The 19,864-nt window shown below is 66.5% G+C and carries 13 protein-coding genes; 5 read left to right on the top strand and 8 right to left on the bottom strand.

Going from position 1 to position 19,864, the window contains the following annotated elements:
• Positions 1-55 precede the first annotated feature (55 nt).
• Together QW868_RS04430 and QW868_RS04435 are read right to left on the bottom strand one after the other, a co-directional pair.
• Positions 56-2,509: an adenylate/guanylate cyclase domain-containing protein gene (locus tag QW868_RS04430; protein ID WP_316229990.1), complete on the bottom strand. Its 2,454-nt coding sequence runs from the start codon at positions 2,507-2,509 to the stop codon at positions 56-58.
• Positions 2,510-2,767: 258 nt separating this feature from the next.
• On the bottom strand, positions 2,768-4,846 hold the full coding sequence (locus QW868_RS04435; RefSeq protein ID WP_316229991.1) for an AsmA family protein: 2,079 nt from the start codon (positions 4,844-4,846) through the stop codon (positions 2,768-2,770).
• Between the two features lie 212 nt (positions 4,847-5,058).
• On the opposite strand from QW868_RS04435, the gene QW868_RS04440 reads away from it, so the two are divergent.
• Together QW868_RS04440 and QW868_RS04445 are read left to right on the top strand one after the other, a co-directional pair.
• A complete protein-coding gene (locus tag QW868_RS04440) occupies positions 5,059-5,733 on the top strand; it encodes a Crp/Fnr family transcriptional regulator (RefSeq protein WP_315740764.1) in 675 nt (224 codons plus the stop codon).
• Between the two features lie 266 nt (positions 5,734-5,999).
• Positions 6,000-7,634 (top strand): glycosyltransferase family 39 protein, encoded by a 1,635-nt coding sequence (locus QW868_RS04445; RefSeq protein WP_316229992.1) that lies wholly within the window; start codon positions 6,000-6,002, stop codon positions 7,632-7,634.
• Between the two features lie 24 nt (positions 7,635-7,658).
• On the opposite strand, the gene QW868_RS04450 is transcribed toward QW868_RS04445, so the two are convergent.
• The 4 genes from QW868_RS04450 to QW868_RS04465 all read right to left on the bottom strand — a co-directional run bounded on the left by QW868_RS04450 (position 7,659) and on the right by QW868_RS04465 (position 14,352).
• A complete protein-coding gene (locus tag QW868_RS04450; RefSeq protein WP_316229993.1) occupies positions 7,659-10,811 on the bottom strand; it encodes an efflux RND transporter permease subunit in 3,153 nt (1,050 codons plus the stop codon).
• Positions 10,811-11,737 carry an efflux RND transporter periplasmic adaptor subunit gene (locus QW868_RS04455; RefSeq protein ID WP_315740767.1) on the bottom strand — a complete coding sequence of 309 codons (927 nt, stop codon included), beginning with the start codon at positions 11,735-11,737 and terminating at the stop codon, positions 10,811-10,813. Before QW868_RS04455 ends, QW868_RS04450 begins: the two co-directional genes overlap by 1 nt.
• 159 nt (positions 11,738-11,896) lie before the next feature.
• Positions 11,897-12,574 carry an OmpA family protein gene (locus tag QW868_RS04460; protein WP_315811968.1) on the bottom strand — a complete coding sequence of 226 codons (678 nt, stop codon included), beginning with the start codon at positions 12,572-12,574 and terminating at the stop codon, positions 11,897-11,899.
• Positions 12,575-12,708: 134 nt separating this feature from the next.
• On the bottom strand, positions 12,709-14,352 hold the full coding sequence (locus tag QW868_RS04465; RefSeq protein WP_316229994.1) for a caspase family protein: 1,644 nt from the start codon (positions 14,350-14,352) through the stop codon (positions 12,709-12,711).
• Between the two features lie 273 nt (positions 14,353-14,625).
• Here QW868_RS04465 and QW868_RS04470 point away from each other — a divergent pair, with 273 nt between their 5' ends.
• Together QW868_RS04470 and QW868_RS04475 are read left to right on the top strand one after the other, a co-directional pair.
• Positions 14,626-15,432 carry an N-acyl homoserine lactonase family protein gene (locus QW868_RS04470; protein ID WP_316229995.1) on the top strand — a complete coding sequence of 269 codons (807 nt, stop codon included), beginning with the start codon at positions 14,626-14,628 and terminating at the stop codon, positions 15,430-15,432.
• 714 nt (positions 15,433-16,146) lie between these two features.
• Positions 16,147-16,566, top strand: coding sequence for a hypothetical protein (locus tag QW868_RS04475; RefSeq protein WP_316229996.1), 420 nt, complete (start codon positions 16,147-16,149; stop codon positions 16,564-16,566).
• A gap of 30 nt (positions 16,567-16,596) precedes the next feature.
• Here the strand turns inward: QW868_RS04475 and QW868_RS04480 are convergent, their stop codons facing one another.
• A complete protein-coding gene (locus tag QW868_RS04480) occupies positions 16,597-17,307 on the bottom strand; it encodes a hypothetical protein (RefSeq protein ID WP_316229997.1) in 711 nt (236 codons plus the stop codon).
• A gap of 473 nt (positions 17,308-17,780) precedes the next feature.
• Entirely contained in the window at positions 17,781-18,776 is a 996-nt protein-coding gene (locus QW868_RS04485; RefSeq protein ID WP_316229998.1) for a L,D-transpeptidase family protein, read from the bottom strand.
• Between the two features lie 202 nt (positions 18,777-18,978).
• On the opposite strand from QW868_RS04485, the gene QW868_RS04490 reads away from it, so the two are divergent.
• Complete coding sequence (locus tag QW868_RS04490) at positions 18,979-19,860, top strand: efflux RND transporter periplasmic adaptor subunit (RefSeq protein WP_410051277.1); 882 nt, start codon at positions 18,979-18,981, stop codon at positions 19,858-19,860.
• Positions 19,861-19,864: the final 4 nt, after the last annotated feature.

Genomic DNA, 19,864 nt, shown 5'->3' on the forward strand with positions numbered 1-19,864 from the left:
GGGCGCGCGAGACTGCCGTCGACGACGAGCAAGGCGCCGCGCGCCTTTGCCCGCCCTACTTGTTAGTCGCCGACGATCGCCGCCGCTCCTCGACTTCGACCACGTCGGCGCCCTCCCCGCGCCAGCGCAGGATCTCCATCGCCAGCACCGGGTGATTGAAGCCTTTGAGATGCAGGTCGTCGATCGGCCTGGCGTCGACCGACTGTTCGACCACGCCGAACACCCGGCGCGACACGATCACTTGTCCTGCCTTGGCTTCGTCGCACAGCCGCGAGGCGAGATTGGTGACGCTGCCGATCGCGGCGTATTCGAGCCGGTGCTCGAAGCCGACCTGGCCGAGCGTCGCATACCCCAGTGCAATGCCGACGCCGAACCCCAGGCTGTGGCCGCGATTTTTCCAGCGCTCCGTCAATCGGCCGATCTCGTCGCGCATTTCGAGCGCCATCTTCACCGCGCGCATGGTGTGATCCTCGAACGGGATCGGCGCGTTGAACAGGATCATCACGCCGTCGCCGGCATAGCGATCGAGCGTGCCCTCATATTTGAAGATGAGCTTGCCGAGCGCGGCGTGATATTCGCGCAGCACGTTCATCGCCTCTTCGGGCTCGGTCGTCTCGGTAAACGCTGTGAAGCCGCGCAGATCGCAGAACACCACCGTGACCTCGCGGCGGTGGCTTTCCAGCAGCGCATCATGGCCGTCCGACGACGCGATGATCTGCGCCACCTGCGGCGCCAGGAAGCGCTCCAGCCGCCTGATCCGCTCGATCTCCGCCAGTTGCTTCTCGACCCGCTCCTCGAGCGACTTGTTCCATTCGCGCAGCTGCTCGGTCTGCTCGGTGAGCTTTTCGGCCTGCTGCTGCACCGTTGCGTGGGTCAGCGCGAGCTCGCGGCCCTTCTGATCGACCTCGGTGAACAGTCGTGCGTTGCGCATCGCCAGCACGGCCTGGTTGGCAAACGTCCGCATCAGTCCGATCAGGTTCGGCGGGAACGTGCCGGCCGACCGGCGGAGCACCACGAGCGCGCCGAGCACGCCCTGCTGATCGACCAGCGGCGTGAACAGCACGGCGTGAAAACCGGCAGCGACCGCGACGTCACGCAGCGGGTGATCGGGTGCGCTTTCGAGCTCGGCGATCGCGATCGGCTCACCGCTGCGCACGGAGTCGGAGAGCAGGCTCGTCCGCTCGTCGAGCACATTGTGCGCGCCGTCCCGGTCGACACCCTTGGCCTCGACCAGCCTGAAGCGGCGTTCGGCGGCCTCATAGGAATAGATCAGCACGGCGTCGGTCTTGGTGATCTCCAGCGCCCGGGCCGCCACCGTCGGCAGCACGGCATTGAGATCGAGCGAGGAGGCCACCGCGCGGCCGACCTCCTCGAGCACCTTCAGCTCATTGATCGACTGAGCCAGATCGCGCGTACGCTCCTCGACCTTGGCTTCCAGCACGGCATAGGACTGCGCGAGCTGGCCGGCCATGCTGTTGAACTGATCGGCGAGCTCCTCCAGCTCGTCATGCGTCTTCACCTCGATGCGCTGGGCGAAATCTCCGGCGCCGAGCTTGCGCGCGCCGGCGCGCAACGCGGTGATCGGGACGAGCATGCGTCGCGCCAGCAGCGAGCCCGCGAGGATCGCAACGGCAAGACCGAGCGCAATCAACAGCGCCCCGCGCAACAGCTGATCGCGGATCGGCGCCAATGCGTGCGCGGTAGACTGTTCGAAGAACACGGACCAGCCGAGCTTGGGGAGCGTCGCGACCGCCGAGAGCACGGCGTGCCCGGCGCTGTCCGTGCCGGAGGCCAGCGGCTGGCCATCCGGCGTGAGCGCCGCCGCGACCTGCGGCAGCTTGGAGAGGTCCTGACCGACCGCCGGCCCCCTCGCCGAGCTCGCCAGCACCTGGCCGCGCGGATCCACCACGTAGGCGGTGCCGACCTTGCCGATCTGCGCCTCGGTCATGAAGTCTTCGAGAAAGTCGAGGTCGATGTCGGCCACGGTCACACCGGCATTGAAGCCGGAATGCGCGACCGAGATCGACATCATCGGCTGCGCACCCTTGAAGGTCACAGCGGAGAAATTGCTGCCGTGCGTGACGGTGTCGGTGAAGCGCAGATCGCGCGACAGATCGTTGCCCGAGGAGAACGCGATCGAGGTGCGTGACACCCGGAGCTGCTCGCGACCCTGGCCGTCGAGCTGATACAGCTGCCGCACGGCCGGCGCCTGACTCAGCAGTTGCACATAGTCGGCGCGGCGGAGCTCCAGCGTATTGGCGCTCGCCCGCGTCACCCAGCTGATCTGTCGCTGCAGATCCGAGAGCGCCTGATCGATCCGCCGGGCGCTGGCGTCGGCCTTTTCGGCCATGGCGGCGGTCAGGCTCGCTTTGGTGGACTGATAGCTGATCCAAGTTTCGGTCGCGCCATTCACGGCCAGGACGAACACGACGAGCCCGACCAGCGACACGACGTATTTGGCGAACAGGCCCTGCCGCAACGACCAGCCTCTGTTCTCGACCTCGTTCATCCGGACCCCTCACGCGCGTCATCGCCGAGGTCAGCCTCGGACAAGCGCGTCCGCTGCCGTCCTCGCGGCAGCGACACCTCGGAGACGGGACCGCTCGAGTGCGAGACGGTCCATCGCCGGCATCCGTTTAGCACAGAATGACAAGCAGAGCCGCGCGTGCAGTGCGCACCCGCGCCGCCCGTTGTTTGCGCGGTTGGCCTTGAACCCCTCCACCGCTCGGAGGAGATCCCTGCGGATTCGGTTGCCTGCGGTTCTATATTACCTATTGAAGATTCGCTTCAGTACGTCGTTCATCGGCTGGCTATCCTGCGCGCCGTCCTGCCGAGGCTCGGCGGGGGCGGCCTCCGCCGGGCCCTGGCCGGCATCGCCCGAAGACGGCGGAACAGCGCCGCCCTGGGGCGCAACCAGCGTACGGCCGCGGCCCTTGGCCTGCGGCTGCGCGCCCTGCTGCAGCCCTTGCTGAATCAGATTGCCGATCGCCGATCCGAGATCGCCGCCGAGCAGGTCGGATTGGCCGGCCGCCGGGGCCTGCGCGTTCGGAGCCACCGTCGATGGCGCGCCGTTCGAACCGGCGTTGGGCGCAGCATTTCCGATGAGGCCGCCGATGCCGTTGATCAGATTGTTCAGCCCGGCTCCGTCTTTGCCGAACAGGCCCTGGCCCATCTGCTTGAGCCTGGCGTAGGCAGCATCCGGATTGTCGAGGATGCCGGCGATGTCGGGGTAGAAGCGCGGCTGACTCCAGGGGCCGTCGATGACGACGGGAATCCCAAGGCCGATCGGCTCCGAGGTGCGACCCTGCCCCTCGGTCGTCATCACGAGCTTCGGCTCGACGCGCATCGCCAGCGCCCGATTGCCCAGATCGATCGTCCCCGCACCGGTGACCTTGACCAGCGGTCCGACCAGGTTGAAGTCACTGGTGGCGGCCTGCCCACGCTCGACCTGGAACGAGGCCGAGAGTTGCGTAAGATCGGTCGTCAGCTCCTTCGAATCCTGCCATCCCGACAGCGGATTGGCCGTCAATGAGCGGATCATCTGCGCGACGTTGATGCCGCGGATCGCACCGTCCTGGAACAGCAGGAACGCCGAACCGCTCAGGTTGCTCATGAGAGCCTGCTGGCTGGCGCCGCTGGAGCGCAAGGCCAGCTTGCCCTGCATCCGCGCATCGAGCTTGTCGAATCCGGCGACGCTCGAGAGCAGCGGCAGCGCGCGGATGCCGACGAGATCACAGTGCATCGCATAGGCCGGATTGCCCGTGGAGGCGTCGATCACGACCTCGCCGCTGGCCTGCCCCTCATAGGCGCCAAGATTGGCGACGGTCGCCTTCAGCAGGCCGCCGGCCAGCGAGGCTTCGAGATCGAGCGGACCGAGGCGAGCCCCGGAGAGAACGACATCCGTCGCCGACAGCTTCACGCGCGCATCGACGTAGTTGAGACCGCGCAAGTCGATTGCCGCCGTGCTCCATCCCGACACGCCGGCAGAGCCCTGCCCCGCAGGCGCTCCCAAGTCGAGCCGGCGAACGTCGAGATCGACCTTCACCAGCGGCTTGCTCGCGAGATCGACCGAGGCCCAGCCGTTGAAATCGCCATCGCCAAGCGTACCGCTGAGGCCGTTGATCATCACCACCGGGCCATTCAGCCGAACGTCGGCGCGGCCAGCAAGGACTCCGCGAGATGCATTGGCCACGTCGATCTTGAAGTCGACTGGCAGCGTCTGGCGGTCAATTGGCAGCGCAGGCGCCGCCGCTGAGACGTCGAACGTCACCGGGCGGTCGCCGGCACGGGCCGCGCCCGTGATCTTGACCTTGCCGTCGGACAGAGACGCCGTCGCGCCGATGCCCTCGAGCCGATTCTCGACGCGGTCGCGCGGGTTGGAAAGGATGACGGCGCCGTCCCTGACGGTGACCCGTTCGATCCGGACCGCAGGCGCCGCTTCCGACTTCGCCGAGGCACGGCTGCGCGGCGCGTTGTCCCGCAGCCGTTCGCGCAGCAGCGGCAGATAGAGTGTGGGCTTGTCGATGATGATCTCGCCGATGTCGGGCCGGCCGGACCACAGGCTCGACAGCGCCACGTCGGCCTGCAGCTTGCCGATCGTCAGCCGATTGTTGCCGTCCCGCTCCTTCGGATCCTGCAGGGTGATGTCCATCAGGGTCGCATGCAGCGACGGCCACAGGCTGACGCTTGCCGAGCCGGCGATGCTCAGGCGATAGCCGGTGTCACGCTCGACGCGGTCCTGGATGGCGACCGTGAGGAAGCTCGCCGGAAGTCCAAAAGCGAGCGCCAGAGCGAGCACGACGATGACGGCGCCAATCAAACCGCCTGCGATCTTCAATGCCTTCATGTCGATGTCCCAAGCGCAAGGCGCGAGCGGTCTCCACGGGTTAGCGTGCGGCAACGCCGACCCGGTTCAATCCGAATTTTTCTCGGAACGAAGACCGCTCCGAGAGCGACCAACATAGTCGTGAGCGCGTGCGCCATTATGTGACTTATGACACACTTCCGCCCGGGCGGATTCTGTAACTCGGGCTTTGAACCACTGCCGAAGGTATAGTGATGAGCAAGCAGGCCGAATTTGCGGTCATTCTGAAGATGAACCCGATGTTCGCCGACCTCGGCGCGGACGAGCTGCAGCGAATCTCGAGCCTCTGCCACACCCAGCATCTGTCGTCGGGCGAGGTGCTATTCCAGAAGGGCGATCCCGGCAATGCCCTGTTCGGGGTGCGGCGCGGCCAGATTCGCATCGAGACCGGCGCCACCGACGGCAGCCGACTGACCCTCAACTTCATGGGACCCGGCGATCTGTTCGGCGAGGTCGCCGTGCTCGACGGGCAGGAGCGCACGGCGGACGCCACGGCCGGTGAAGCGTCCGAGCTGTTCGTGCTTCGCCGCGAGGATTTCCTCAGCTTCCTGGAACGCGAGCCCAAGGTGGCGATCAGGATCATTCAGCTGCTGTGCCAGCGCATCCGCTGGCAGAGCGAGCGAATGGAGGAATCGGTGCTGCAGCCGCTGCCGGTCCGGCTGGCACGCCGGCTGTGCGCGCTGGCGGAGGATTTCGGCTCCGAGGTTCATATCTCGCAGGAACAGCTCGGCGTCTTCGTCGGCGCGGCGCGTGAAAGCGTGAACCGCCAGTTGCAGGCCTGGCGCAAGGACAAGATCCTGGATCTGCAACGCGGCCGCATCCTGCTGCATGACCTGACGAAGCTGAACACGATCGCACGCAACGAGTAGCAAGCCGGGCGCCCAGCTTCGTTCACCGCGAATTTGTCGATTGCGGGTCCGGTCCATGGCGGGAACCGCCCGTCGTGCATCGTTTGGTATCGGCATCGGCCAAACATGATCGCAATTGGGCCACCACGCCTCACAATTTGCGACATGAACTCTTTTTAACAATTCTAACAGGGTTCAATCCGGCGGCGGAGAGTTCCATTTGCTCGCGCGCGGCTGCGCGCGGGTGGAGCTTTGCGCGCCAGGCGAGCGTGGTTGGAAGTAAAGTCATGAGTCTTGCGTTGCCGGCGATCGCGATCGAGGCCAGTGGTTCGGTTGGCCGTTGGCGCAAAGCTCTCGCGGTCTGGATCGACGCCGTGGAGGATGGTTGGGCCGTTCCGGCCTTGATCGTCGGGTTCGTCGCGGTCTGGATGGTGTATTTCTCGATCGCCTATCTGGGAGGCGATCTCCACCAGGACGTGATCGAAACCTGGTCGCTCGGACGCAGCTTCGACTGGGGCTCGACCAAGCATCCGCCGCTGATGGGCTGGGCCGCGCGGGCCTGGACCACCGTGTTTCCGCTGACCAACTGGTCGTTCAACCTGCTGGCGCTGACCAACGCCGCGGTCGGCCTCTGGGCTGTCGACCTCATCACCCGGCGTTTCGCGCGCGGTGACAAGCGCCTTGTCGTACTGCTGCTGCTCATGCTGCTGCCGGTCTATCAACTGCATGCGCAGCGCTTCAACGCCAACGCCGTGCTGCTGTCGAGCTGGCCGCTGGCGACGTGGTGCTTCCTGCGCTCCTTCGAGACGCGTCACTTCGGCTGGGCCGTCGCGGCCGGCCTGACCGCGGCACTCGCCATGCTCGGCAAGTACTACGCGGTCTTCCTGATCGCGGGCTTTGCGGTCGCAGCGTTGTGTCACGGCGAGCGTCGCGCCTATTTCACCTCGTCCGCGCCCTGGATCGCGGCGCTGTCCGGCTTGGCCGCGCTCGCACCCCACATCTATTGGCTGGCCACGACCGGCGCCCAGCCGTTCTCGCATGCGATCGAGCATCACGTCGGCAAGACCGCTGGGGCCGCCCTGGTCGAGGGCAGCGGTTTCCTGCTGGCGATGGCCGGCATCGCCGGTATCCCCGGCCTCATATGGCTCGCCATGACGCGGCCTCGCCCCACCCGCGTGCTGAACGATGCGCTCAGCCTCGAACCCGGGCTCCGGCTGCTGGCGACAATCAGCATCGGGACCGTTGTGTTCCCCACACTGGTCTCGGTCGTGTTCGGCACCGACATGCCGCCGCTGTGGGGCCTGCAGGGCATCTTCCTGTTCGTCATCGTGATCGTGTGCGGCGCGAGCTATCACGCTCCCCGCGACATCACGATCAATCTCGCCGCCGCGACGATCGCGATCGCGGCATTCGCGGCCACCGTCGTGGCGCCCCTCCATGCATTGTACCGGAACTACGTTCCGTTGAACGAGGGCCGCAACTTCTATGAGCCGGCCGTGACCGAGCTCGACCGCCTGTGGCGGACGGCGTCGAACGGCGTCCTTCCCGCCGTCGGCGGCGACGACGGCCTTGCTTTTGCCGCCGCGTTCTACAGTCCCGACCATCCGCGCTATGAAATGGCGCTGGTGCACCCGCACGAGCTGCAGCCTCCGTCCAAAGTGCTGACCGCGCAAGGCTGGGCGGCGCTGTGCTACGACTCCGACATCTCCTGCATCTCGGGCATGCAAGCTGCGGCGGCGCAGGCGCGACGTTCGGTGCGGGCCGATTTCACGCTCCGGACCAAGCTGTTCGGCCTGGAGGGCGCGAGCCAGGGCTTCGTTGCCCTGATCGTTCCGCCTGAGACCGCCGCGCCGCTCGAGAGCACGCCGAGCGAGGCCCACGATCTCAGCGCGCGCCGCCGTACGCCCTCGACCGCGAACTGAGACAGTTCGTTCCCGCACGTCATCTCATTCCGCAGCCGGCGACATCGCCGACGGCGGCGACTTGGGCTGATGCCCCGCCTCCGGCCCATGGCCGGACTGCGCCTCGTCGGCGGCATCGCCGGAGGAGACGATCAGCTTGCGGCCGAGCCGGGCGAACAGCGCGCCGACATCGTCCATCACCAGGAACATCGCCGGCACGAACAACAGCGACAGCACGGTCGAGAACACCAGCCCGCCGATCACCGCCAGCGCCATCGGCGAGCGGAACTCGCCGCCGGCACCGACCGCGAGCGCGCTCGGCATCATGCCGGCGACCATCGCGATCGTGGTCATCACGATCGGACGCGCCCGCTTCATGCCAGCATCGATGATCGCCTCGTCGCGCCTGATCCCGGCATGGATCGCCTCGACCGCGAACTCCACCAGCATGATCGCGTTCTTGGTGACGATGCCCATCAGCATCATCATGCCGATATAGACCGGGATCGTGAGCTGCTTGCCCGTCAGCATCAGCGCGCCGATCGCCCCGCCGATCGACAGCGGCAGCGAGAACAGGATCGTGATCGGCTGCAGGAAGGTGCCGAACAGCAGCACCAGCACGGCGTAGACGATCATCAGGCCCGCGGTGATCGCCGTGATGAAGCCAGAGGCCAGCTCGTTCAGGCTTTCGGCGTCATCGGACGGGATCAGCTTGACGCTGGCCGGCATGCTCTTTCTGACCGGCAGCTCATCGATCTGCTTGGTTGCGTCACCGAGCGCCGCCAGTCCGACGAGGTCGGCGGCGACGGTCGCCTGCCGCCCGCGATCGTAGCGGCTGATGCTGGTCGGCCCCTGGTCGAGCTTGATGTCGGCGACCACCGCCAGCGGCACGCCGCCCTTTTCGCCGTACTGGCCGAGCGGCACCCGCAACTGTTCCAGGATCTTCACGTCGCTGCGCGCTGCATCCTCGAGCTGCACCCGGATCGGGACCAGCCGGCCGCCGGCGTCATACTTGGCCAGCGCCGGTCCGACATCTCCGATCGTGGCGACGCGGATCGTCTGCGACAGGCTTTCGGTGGACACGCCCAGACGAGCGGCCAGGTCGGCGCGCGGCTGCACCCGCAATTCCGGCCGGTCGAGCGAAGTGTCCGACACCACGTTGGAGATGATCGGAATCCGCTTCATCTGCGAGGCGAGCTCGCTCGCAACGTTGTCGACCAGCTTGGGATCCGAGCCCGTCAGCACCAGCTTGATCGGGCGCAGACCGTTTTCGTCGGTGAACCAGAAACGGATGTCCGGAATGGTTTCGAGATCCTTGGTGATCTCGAGTTCGAGCTCTTTCTGGGTGATCTTGCGCTCGGTCTTCGGCGTGTAGTTGACGATCATTCCGGCGCGGCGAACCTCCATCGCGCCCTGGAGCCGGCCGCCGTCGACGAACACGCTGCGGACCTCTGGCCGCTTGCGCAGGCGCGCGACGATGTCCTCGGTGACCTTCTCGGTGTAGGCGAGCTGCGCGCCCGGCGGCAGCTCGATCGCGAGCAGCGATCGCGCCGCGTCCTGCGCCGGCAAGAACCCTTGCGACAGCAGCGTCGTACTCCAGATCGAGGCAGCGAAGATCCCGATGCCGAGCAGCACCGTGACAAAGTAGTGCTTTACCGACCAGGTCACGATGCGCTGATAGGCACGCAGGATGAACCCCGGCGGCGGATCGTCATGGTCGTGATGCTTGAGGAAGTAGGCCGCCAGCATCGGCGTGACGAAGCGCGCCGCCAGCAGCGAGAAGAACACCTGCACCGAGACGGTGATGCCGAACTGTTTGAAGAACTGGCCGGCGATGCCGGACATGAAGCTCGCCGGCGCAAAGATCGCGATGATGGTGAGGCTGATCGCGATGACCGCGAGCCCGATCTCGTCGGCGGCATCGAGCGCGGCGCGATAGGGCGACTTCCCCATCCGCATGTGGCGCACGATGTTCTCGATCTCGACGATGGCGTCGTCGACGAGAATGCCGGTCGACAGCGTGATCGCCAGGAACGAGACCATGTTCAGCGAGAAGCCGAGGATGTCCATCGCCCAGAAGGCGGGGAAGATCGACAGCGGCAGCGATATCGCCGCGATCACCGTGGCCCTGAAGTCGCGCAGGAAGAGGAGCACGATGATGACGGCCAGGATCGCGCCCTCGAACAGGGTCGAGATCGCGGCCTCGTAGTTGCCTTTGGTGAACTCGACCGAGGTGTCGATCAGCTTCAGATCGACGTCGGGATGGGCGGCCTTCACCTGGTCGATGCGCTTCTGCACGGCGGCCGCGACGACCACGTCGCTGGCTCCCTTGGAGCGCTTGATGCCGAGCGCGACCACCGGCTCGCCGTTGAAGCGCGCAAAGGTACGGCGATCGGCGATCGTGTCGGTGACCGTCCCGAGATCGGCGAGCCGGACCTCGCCGCCGCCGAACAAGGGAATCATCGTGTTGGACAGCTCGTTCAGCGTTTTCGCGCCGGCAAGCGTGCGGATCGCCTGGTCGTTCTTGCCGATCTCGGCGCGGCCGCCGGCGACGTCGACATTGGTGCCGCGCAGGCTCTGGCTGACATTGACCGCGGTGAGCCCCATGGCCTGCAGCCGGTCGGGATCGAGCGAGACCAGGATCTCGCGCTCGACACCGCCGATGCGCTCGACCTGGCTGACGCCGCGCACGCCCTGCAGCTCGCGCTTGACCACATCGTCCACGAAGAACGACAGCTGCTCCGGCGTCTTGCCCGGCGAGATCGCCGCATAGGTGACGATCGGCAGGCCGATCTTGTCGACGCGCGAGATCAGCGGCTCGGTGACGTTCTGCGGCAGATCGGAGCGCACCCGGGTCACGGCGTCCTTGACGTCGTTGATGGCGCGATCGGTGTTGGTCTCGAGCGCGAACGTAATCGTCGTCACCGACAGGCCGTCGGTGATCAGCGACTGGATGTGGCGCGCGCCCTCGACGCCGGAGACGCCGTCCTCGATGATCTTGGTGACCTGGGATTCAAGCTCCGAGGGCGCCGCGCCGAATTGCGCCACCGCGACCGAGATCACCGGAATGTCGGCGTTCGGCAGCCGCGTGACCGCGAGCTTGGTGAAGCTCATCCAGCCCAGGATCAGCAGGATGATGGAGAAGAGGATCGATGGCAGCGGGTTCCGGATCGACCATGCCGAAATATTCAGTGCCATCAGCGTACCCGCGTGCGATCGATGTCTTCGGCAAACATGGTCTTGATCTGGTCGCCGTCGTGCAGCGAGCTGCCGGCGTCGGCCACCACGATTTCACCCTCTGTCAGACCGTCGAGGATTTCGCTCGATGTATCCGACACCAGGCCGACCCGCACCCGGCGGGTCTCGATCGTGTTGCCCTTCACGACCTGGATGGTGAGATGATCGATCGCCGTGTTGGGCACGGCGACGCCGCAGCTCCGCCGGGCATCGATATTGGCGCGCGCGAACATGCCAGGCTTGAGCGACGGACTGCTGGTCAATGCGATGCGGACATGGCCCAGCTGGGTGGTCCGGTCGACCTGCGGTGCCACCACGCGCAGGCGGCCGACAATGTCGGGAAGGTTGTCACGGGTGATGCGCACCGGCGCGCCCGCGCCGAGCTTCAGGAGATGAATGCTCGGAACTTCGGCGTCGAGCTCCAGCTCGTTGTTGACGGCGATACGGAACATCGGACCGGCCTGCGGCGAGGCCGGCGCACCGGCGATCGTGCGGACCTCGGTGACGAGTCCTGCGGCCGGCGCACGCAGCGACACCGGGCGGTTCGCGGCCGCCGCCGGCGCTCCCGGCTGCGGCGGTGGCGGCGTCAGGCGCGCCAGCTCCTGGTTCTCGGTGACGGTGTCGCCCTCCTTGACCAGGACGTCGATGACCCGCGAGCCTTCCTGGTCGGCGCCGACCACCGCCTCGCGGCGGGCCATGACGAAGCCGGTGACGCGCACGAGATCGGAAAAGCAGGCCTTCACCGCCTTGGTCACCAGCACCTGGGCCTGCATCGGCGGCTCCTCGGCGGCGTGATGGGAACGATGCTCGTACCAGTAATAGCCCGCGAACAGAGCCACGAAGACGACCGCGCTGGCCGCAGTTTTGAGGGATTTTGGCAGCTTCATCGGCAGGTGGATCCGGTCGGCGCGAGATGCGGGTTATGGATGCTGCGAATTTGGCGCGAGGCGCCCCGACAAGGCGATGCGCCCCACAATCCTGCGGGACGCATCCGTTCACTTCGATTTCCGGCCACGCGACCCCGACGGCGCTTGATGGACGCGACGCTACTTGGCCGCCGCCGTCTTGCTCTGCATGTTGACGACCTGAACGCGGCGGTTCACCTCGGCGAGCGGCTGGCTCGGATCCTTCAGCTTGCTCTTGCCGTAGCCCACTGTCACCAGGTCGGCGCCGGCGATGCCGAACTTCTCGACCAGATAGCGCTTGATCGAATCGGCGCGGCGCTCGGAGAGGTCCTGATTGTAGGCCTCGCCACCGGCGGCATCGGTATGACCGGCGACGACGAAGGTCGACCCCTTCAGCTCGGCGTTCGTCAGCGCCCGGCCGAGCGCCTGCACCGACGGCAGCGACTTCTGGCTGATGTTGGCGGAGTTGTAGTCGAAGGTGATCTCGAGGTCGATGTTCGGCTTGGTCTTGGCGACCGCGGCGATCTCCTCGCGCTCGGCCATGGACAGCGACCGCGTCGAGCGGCCGCGAATGCTCTGCAGGAACTTGTCCTGTTCGGGCGCGACCGCAGGCGCGGCCTCGGACGGCGGCGACATCGACAGTCCGCGGGTCAGCGGCCTCTTCGGCCCGGCCAACGCGCGGACGATCTGATCCTCGCTGACATCATCGGCGGCGAAGGCCGGCGTCGCGCTCAGCGACGCGGCTGCGCTCAGAACTGTCACGGCCAGGAGAGCCGTCAGGCCGGCGGTCCTGGTCGAATTCGTTTTCGGTGCGGTCATTGCCATCCCTCCTCACGCGAACTGATCATCCCGGTCTCCGTCGCGAAGGCCCGCTCGCGACACCCGGCTGTCCGCTGTTATGTCGGTCCGGCCTGCCGCATGGTTCGAGCCGGCCGGCCGACGCGCGCAAGAAATCAGCGCACGCCGTAAGCTTCGAACTCGCGGACGATGTTGGGGTCCATCGCCTTGGCGTTGGCGATGTCGAGCGCGCCCTCCTGCGCGGCGCCGTTGCGCTGCTTGGCGAGGCCCCGGCCGTACAATGACGACGTCAGCCGCGGATTGATCTTCAGCGCCGCATCGAAATCGGCGATGGCGTTCTTGACCGCGCCGCTCTTGAGATTGACCAGCCCGCGGCTGTCGAGCGCGTCGACGAAATTCGGCCGCAGCCTCAGCGCCTCGTTGCAATCGCGCAGCGCAGGCTGCAGCTCGCCGACGACGGTGCGGGCCCAGCAGCGGTTGTTGAGCGCCTCGACGTCCTTCGGATTGATCCGGATGGTGTCGTCGAAATCGCGGATCGCCTGCGCGTAGGCGCCCTTGCTCGCATACACTTGGCCGCGCCGGTACAGCGCGCCGGCATCCTCCGGATTGGCCGCGATCTTGGCGCTCAGGCTCTTGATCGTCGGATCGTCGGCGAACGGATCCTGCGCAGGCGCTGCCGGAGCGGCGGGGGCCGCGGGCACAGCCGGAGCGGCGGGCGCCACGTTCGCGATCACAGGAGATGGCGCGGACACCGGCGGCGCTGGAGCAACCGGCGGCGCGGGCGGCGGGGTATCCACCTTCTGCACCGGCGTCGGCTGCGGCGCGGGCGGAGCCGGCGGCAGCGGTGACGGCACCGGCGGCGCCACCACGACCTGTGTCGGGGTCGGCGCAGGCGCAGGTGCAGGTGCGACACTGCTCTCGGCCGGCGGCGTCGGCCTGACGCCGTTGCCCGGCACGAAGGAGAAGTCCTCCGCCAGCGACGACGAGATCCACGGCACCTGCTCGCTGCGCGACGCGCGGGTGACGCCGACGCGGGTGCGGTTCAGCGTCTCCTCGGCGGTGAGATCGGGAACGCGGATCTCCTTCAGCAGCTCCTGCACGAACAGGCTGCGATCGCGCCCGCCATCCGTCACGACAGCGGACAGCGCCGCCGAGTACATCACCAAAGTACCGCTCGGTGCGATGACCGGAGCGAGCCCGGCCGAGGCGGTGCGGAACCTGCGCTCATAGGGATTGCGCCGGGAGGCATCGAGCAGCGCGATCTTCACGCCGGCGCCGCGGCTGTTGATCTCCTGCAGCACCTGCTCGAGGCCGATGCCGTCGCGCCGCACGTCGGCCTCCTGCCAGATCTGCGCATCGACCGGGATCATGTAGCTCTGCCGGCTCGACTGGATGCCATAGCCGGAGAAGAACAGCAGCGCCACCGAGCCTGGCTTGATCTTGCCATAAAACCGATCGAGGCCGCGGCGCATCGCGTCGCCGCCGGCATTTTCCAGGGTCTCGACGCTGAAACCGTCGCGCTTCAACTCGTCGGTGAGATCGCGGGCATCGTTGACCGGCTCCTTGAGCGGCGCCTCGGCATCCGGATATTTTGCATTGCCGATCACCAGCGCGAAGCGGTCGCCGGCCGCGTGCGCGGGCCAGGAGACCACGGCCGAGACCACGGCCGAGAACGCGACGGAGAACATCAGGCCGAGCGGCAACAGCAGGCGGAAAGTCATCACGATGGCGGTCCAGCGGTCAGCAATCAGGCGCCGTCCAGCTTGCGCCGCGGCGACCATATCCCACGCGTCAGGCATTATCAAATCGCCGTGACGGCACGTCAACCGCTTGCAGAGGTTGAAGAATCGTCTGAGGCGGCGACCGCCCGCAGGAGCCTCTTGCGAGCTGCGGGTCATGACACGAGCGGACCATGCAACGATCCCAATGGCTTGAAATGTGAGATGCCTCACGCTGTGTCGCGGCAGCGCACCGTCCGGTTCGACGCGCACCGCGATTGACCTCGATGCGATTGACCTCGATCCCTGCCGATGGCTCGATGGCGGCCGTGCCCAACCAACGAGAAGGCCATCATGGGGAACGCTGCCGAGATCTACGCGCTGCGCTATGCGACGATGTCGCCGCGCACGCCGCACATGAACTTCCTGCAGCCCGATCCGCACGACAGCATGGCGCAAGACCTCGACTATTTCGTGTGGCTGATCCGCCGTGACGGGCGCGACATCCTGGTCGATACCGGCTTCAACGCCGCGGAGGCCGAGATCCGCCACCGCACCCTGACGCGCGATCCGATCGACGCGCTCGCTTCCTTCGGCGTCGACGCGGGCGGCATCCGCGACATCATCGTGACCCATCTGCACTACGATCACGCCGGCAATCTCGACCGCTTCCCGAACGCGCGCTTTCATCTGCAGGAGCGCGAGATGGCCTATGCCACCGGCCGCTGCATGTGCAACGGCATGCTGCGCTACCCGTTCACGGTCGAGCACGTCACCACCATGGTGCGCCACGTCTATGGCGACCGCGTCACCTTCCACAACGGCGACGGCGAGGTCGCGCCGGGCGTCACCGTGCACCGGGTCGGCGGCCATTCCGACGGGCTCCAGGTGGTGCGCGTCGACACCGCGCGCGGCCCGGTCGTGCTCGCCTCCGACGCCGCGCACTACTACGCCAACCTGCAGCGCCGCAGCCCGTTTCCGATCGTGCTCAATATCGGCGACATGATCCAGGGCTGGGAGATCATCGAGCGCCTCGCCGGGCATCCCGACCGCTTCATTCCTGGCCACGATCCGCTGGTGACCGAACTCTATCCGCGCGTGAGCGAGGCGGCCGATGCCTACGCACTGCATGTGGCGCCGTCGCGGTCGTTTGCGAGATAGTGGCGCGGCAGGACCAGGTGACGTGACACGATGAGCGTCGTTTCCGCCATCTCGAAGCGCTGCCGATTTGCTGCGCCGTCATCGTCCGGCTTGATGGTAGCCCGGAGACATAGCCGACACCTGATTCGGCGCGCGGGCTGTGCAAACAAATATGCCCCCGCGTTCTCGCGGCGCGTTTCGCGTCCGAGCTGTGATCATCGGGACACCCTCTTGAAGCAGAGGGCGCAGGGAGAGCCAGGCCTCGGCTGAGGCCTGCGGTCCGCCTGCAAGAAAAAATGCAGGCGGCAGAACCACAGGTACAGCCGGAATGACCCGGCCCTCCCTGCGCGATGGCTTTACGATTTATACGCAGTCTCCTCGGTGACCGGCTTGTTTGCCACCGTGGCGACAACGCGCGCATGACGCGCATTGCGCGGACCTCAGCGTCGGGAGGCCAGGACCCTGCGACTTCACCGTCCGCAGCATGGCGTACGTCGGCGTGCCGAGCACGCTGCACCACATCGCGGCCATCGCATCCCACCCCAACGCGTCGTGACGTTCGCGAAAGCGCCCCTCTTCAACGAGGCGGGACGGGCGTAAATCTCCACCCGATTTGCCCGACGGCGCAAGCGATTTCTTTTTTACCGAACATCTGGACAGGGCAAATCAGCTTGAAACGGCTAGACAAATTCGTCTTTTGCGACCAAGGATTGAGCGGTATTTCGATGAGATGATTTGGCCGCGATGGGGGCATTCTGTGGTTTCTCAGATCACCGGCAGGACGACATCAAATCGAGAGCCTTGCCACCGGAAATCTGCTCGATGCGCAACATCAGTCAGGATGCATTCCGTCGCATCCGCCTTCCCTTTCCCCCAGGCGAGGTTCGGCGGGAATTGATCGGACGGCTGGAAGCAAGCTTTACCCAAGCCGACCGCCTCGAAGCCGAGGCGGCGCGCGCACGAGCGCTGCTCGACCGGCTGGAGGCGGCGATCCTGACCAAGGCATTCAAGGTCGAGCTGGTGCCGCAGGACCCGAACGACGAGCCGGCCAGCGTCCTGCTCGAGCGCATCCGCGCGCAGCGCGCGGCGGCCGCGCCCCCGAACGGCAAGCGAGGTCGGCGGGCCCCCCTGTCAAATGATCGGCTTTCGTTTTGAACGGGGGCGACCGCCCCCTCGAAGCGGCCGTCAGCGACTGACGAGCACTTGAGGAACTGGGTTTCGCATCAGCATGTACGTCTCCGAATAGAGCGAGCCGCTGACGTTGCTCATCGGTGCGGCGCCGATCAAGACCTCCTTCTGCTGTGACTCGCTGTCAGGCAGGATCACGTGGAAACGCAGGCAGGCCAGCATGAGGTCGCCGTTCTTCGGCGCGGGTGTGAGATCGAAAGAGGTTAACCTGCCGTCCCGGACCTCGTAGCTGATCGCGCGCGTGGGGCCCGAAAAGCCCGACGCGGCGGCGCCGGCGCCACCGTCCTCCAACGTGTCGAGCGCGAGGAGACTCATTTCACCTGGCTTGATCACCAGAGGCGTGAAGACATAGTTCAAAAGCGCCTTCATTCCATGCTCATCGCACGACGGCTCTGGCCTCTCGTTACCGGGACGAAACCAGACGGTGAGGTTGATCTTGGTGACCGCCACAGGCCGGTTGCCAGCGTTGACGAAGACGAGATTTTGGCTCAGCCCGCTGAGCTCCTGCGCTTTCGACGACACCGACATGAATGGGATATTGTTGATGACCACGCGGAGGTCGTCCCTGGTCCTCACCACGGTCGCATACAGGCTCGCCGCCGATAGCAACAGCGCCAGCCACGCCACCGGCGAGCCGATCCACTTCGACCAATCGACACCTGGCTTGGGCGGCGGCCACAGGCGGTCGCGCAAATGCTCCGGGGTCATGTTCGGGCCAGCTTTCCGGTTGCGGTGAACGCGATTATGCGCGCTGGATGGGCGTTGGCAATGTCCGGGCGGCGGCGTAGCGCGTGCTTGTTTGGCTTTGCTACCGTCTCCTCATGAGTTGCGTCGTCATTGCGAGGCGCAGTTGCGCCGAAGCATTCCAGAATGGCCCCGCGGACATCGTCTGGATCGCTTCGCTGCGCTCGCAATGACGTGCTGCGCTCGCAATGACGTAGGGCTGGCATGGTGCGCTCAGCCGTCGTCCCGCAGGCAGCATCGCGCGATGGCGCGGCGTGGCACTGACTAGGGCCGCCACGCGCCGCAGCGGTTGTCGGGGCGCGGTGTCAGCGACCCATCTGCCTCAAACTTCTCCCTGTGTTTATGGGTCCCGGCTCAAGGCCGGGACGACAGCGGAGGTTGCCGATGCGGCTTGGGTCCATTGAAGGCCGGTGGAAATCGCAGCGGCAACGCCCCGCTCAATGCAGCTCCACCTTCGCCTTCTTCGCGAGGTGGTCGCCGAGGAATCGCACGTCCCAATTGGTCAGCCGCACGCAGCCATGCGACTCCGACTTGCCGACCTTGGACGGCTCGGCGGTGCCGTGGATGCCGTAGCCGATGCCGACCGACAGGCCGATCCAATAGGCGCCGACCGGGTTGTTGGGGCCGGGCTTGATGGTGAACGGCTTGCGCGCCTTCACACCCTTGAACTTGTAGTCGAGGTTATAGCGGTAGTTCGGGTTGGCATCGATCGAGATCACCTTGAAGCTGCCGACCGGCGTCGGCTTCTCTTCGCTGCCGACCGTGGCGGGAAATACCGCCACCAGCTTGCCGTCCCGGTCGAACGCCTGCACGGTGCCGGCGTCCTTGCTGATGTCGAGCCGCATGATTTTCGGCGCGGCGTCGTCCGGCTTCATCACATTGGCGACGGAGATTTGCTCGCCCTCCTTGTCGAAGCCGGCCTTCGGATTGAGCGCCGACAGCAGCGCTTCGCTCATGTGGAATTTCTCGGCCAGCGCCTCGCGCGGCGAGGTGTAGCCGAGCGCCGGCAGGTCCTTCATGTCCTCCATGTGCTGCGGCAGCTTCTTCAGGAACGGCCCTTTCACATCGTCGCGGGTGATCGTGTAGGAGACGATGGCAGGCGCTTGGTCGCCGCGCAGCAACGCATCCCACAGCTCGGGCGTCAGCTTCGCATCACCGGCAAGGCCCTGATCGCCCACAAGCCCCTTGGCGCGCGCGAATGCGGCGAGCGCCTTGCGCGCATTGTCGCCGAAGCGGCCGTCGATCTCGCCGGGCGAGACGCGCGCGCGATCGAGCAGCACCTGGGCGCGGATCGCCACCGGATCCATCTTCTCCTCGGCCGGCGGCCGCTTGCGCAACTCGGCGCCGTTGACGGCGTCGGCGGTGAGCTCGGCGGAGACCGCAGGCGCGACGACGACGACGCAGAGCAGAAGCGGTATCCAGAGCCGAAGCATGGTCGTGAGTCCCAAGTGAAAAGACGTCTGACATTCGGCAGCGTCAACGTGGACCCGGCCGAGAAGTTCGGCACCGTCGGCTGAACGTCGCGGCACCCTGGCGCGACTACCAGGGACGCGGGTCGGCTGGCCCGGCGGCTGCGCGTCTGCTATCCCGACCGCGGCCGCTGAATGAATGGGTTTTCGCGAGGATCGGTTTCGCATGGGACATGCCGCAATTGCCGCCACGATGCGCCGGATGCCGATGCTTGCCGCCGCCGGCCTGCTGGCGATGATGCAGGCTGCGGCGGCGGCCGAGGACACCGCGCCGAGGGGCGCCGCGGTCAGCGTGCTCAAGGCGACCAAGGCCTGCTTCGACAACACCGTCGAGGTGTCCGGCATGGTGCTGGCGCGCGACGAGACCGCGGTCAGGCCCGACCGTCCCGGACTGAAGGTCGCGGAGGTGCTGGTTGATGCCGGCGACACCGTCACGGCCGGACAGAACCTGGCGCGGCTGACGCCGCCGGAGGGCGGCACGATCATGATCCAGGCGCCGGTGGCGGGCAGCATCCTGTCGTCGAGCGCCACCATCGGCGCGTTCGCCTCCGGCCGCGGCGAGGCGCTGTTCTCCATTCTCGCCCGCAATGAATATGATCTCGTCGGCCTGGTGCCGAGCGCGCAGCTCGCCAAGCTCGCGGTCAACCAGACGGCGCGGATTCGCATCGTCGGGGCCGGCGAGGTCGAGGGCAAGATCCGCAGGGTCGCGCCGACCGTCGAGCCGAACAGCCAGCTCGGCCAGGCCTTCATCGGCATCACCGGCACGGCGCGGCTGCTGGTGAATTCGTTCGGGCGCGCCGTGATCAAGATCGGCCAGAGCTGCGGCGTCGCGGTGCCGCTGACCGCCGTGCTGTACGACCCGGACGGCACGGTGGTGCAGGTGGTCCGCGCCCAGCGCATCGAGACCAAGCGGGTCGAGATCGGCCTGATGGCCGGCGGCCAGGTCGAGATCCGCGACGGCCTGGCCGAGGGCGACGTCGTGGTCACCCGCGCCGGCGCGCTGCTGCGCGAAGGCGATCCGGTGCGGCCGGTGATGGCGAGCAATTGACGGA

The sequence above is a fragment of the Bradyrhizobium sp. SZCCHNR1051 genome (genome assembly GCF_032489615.1).
In the GTDB taxonomy this organism is placed as follows: domain Bacteria; phylum Pseudomonadota; class Alphaproteobacteria; order Rhizobiales; family Xanthobacteraceae; genus Bradyrhizobium.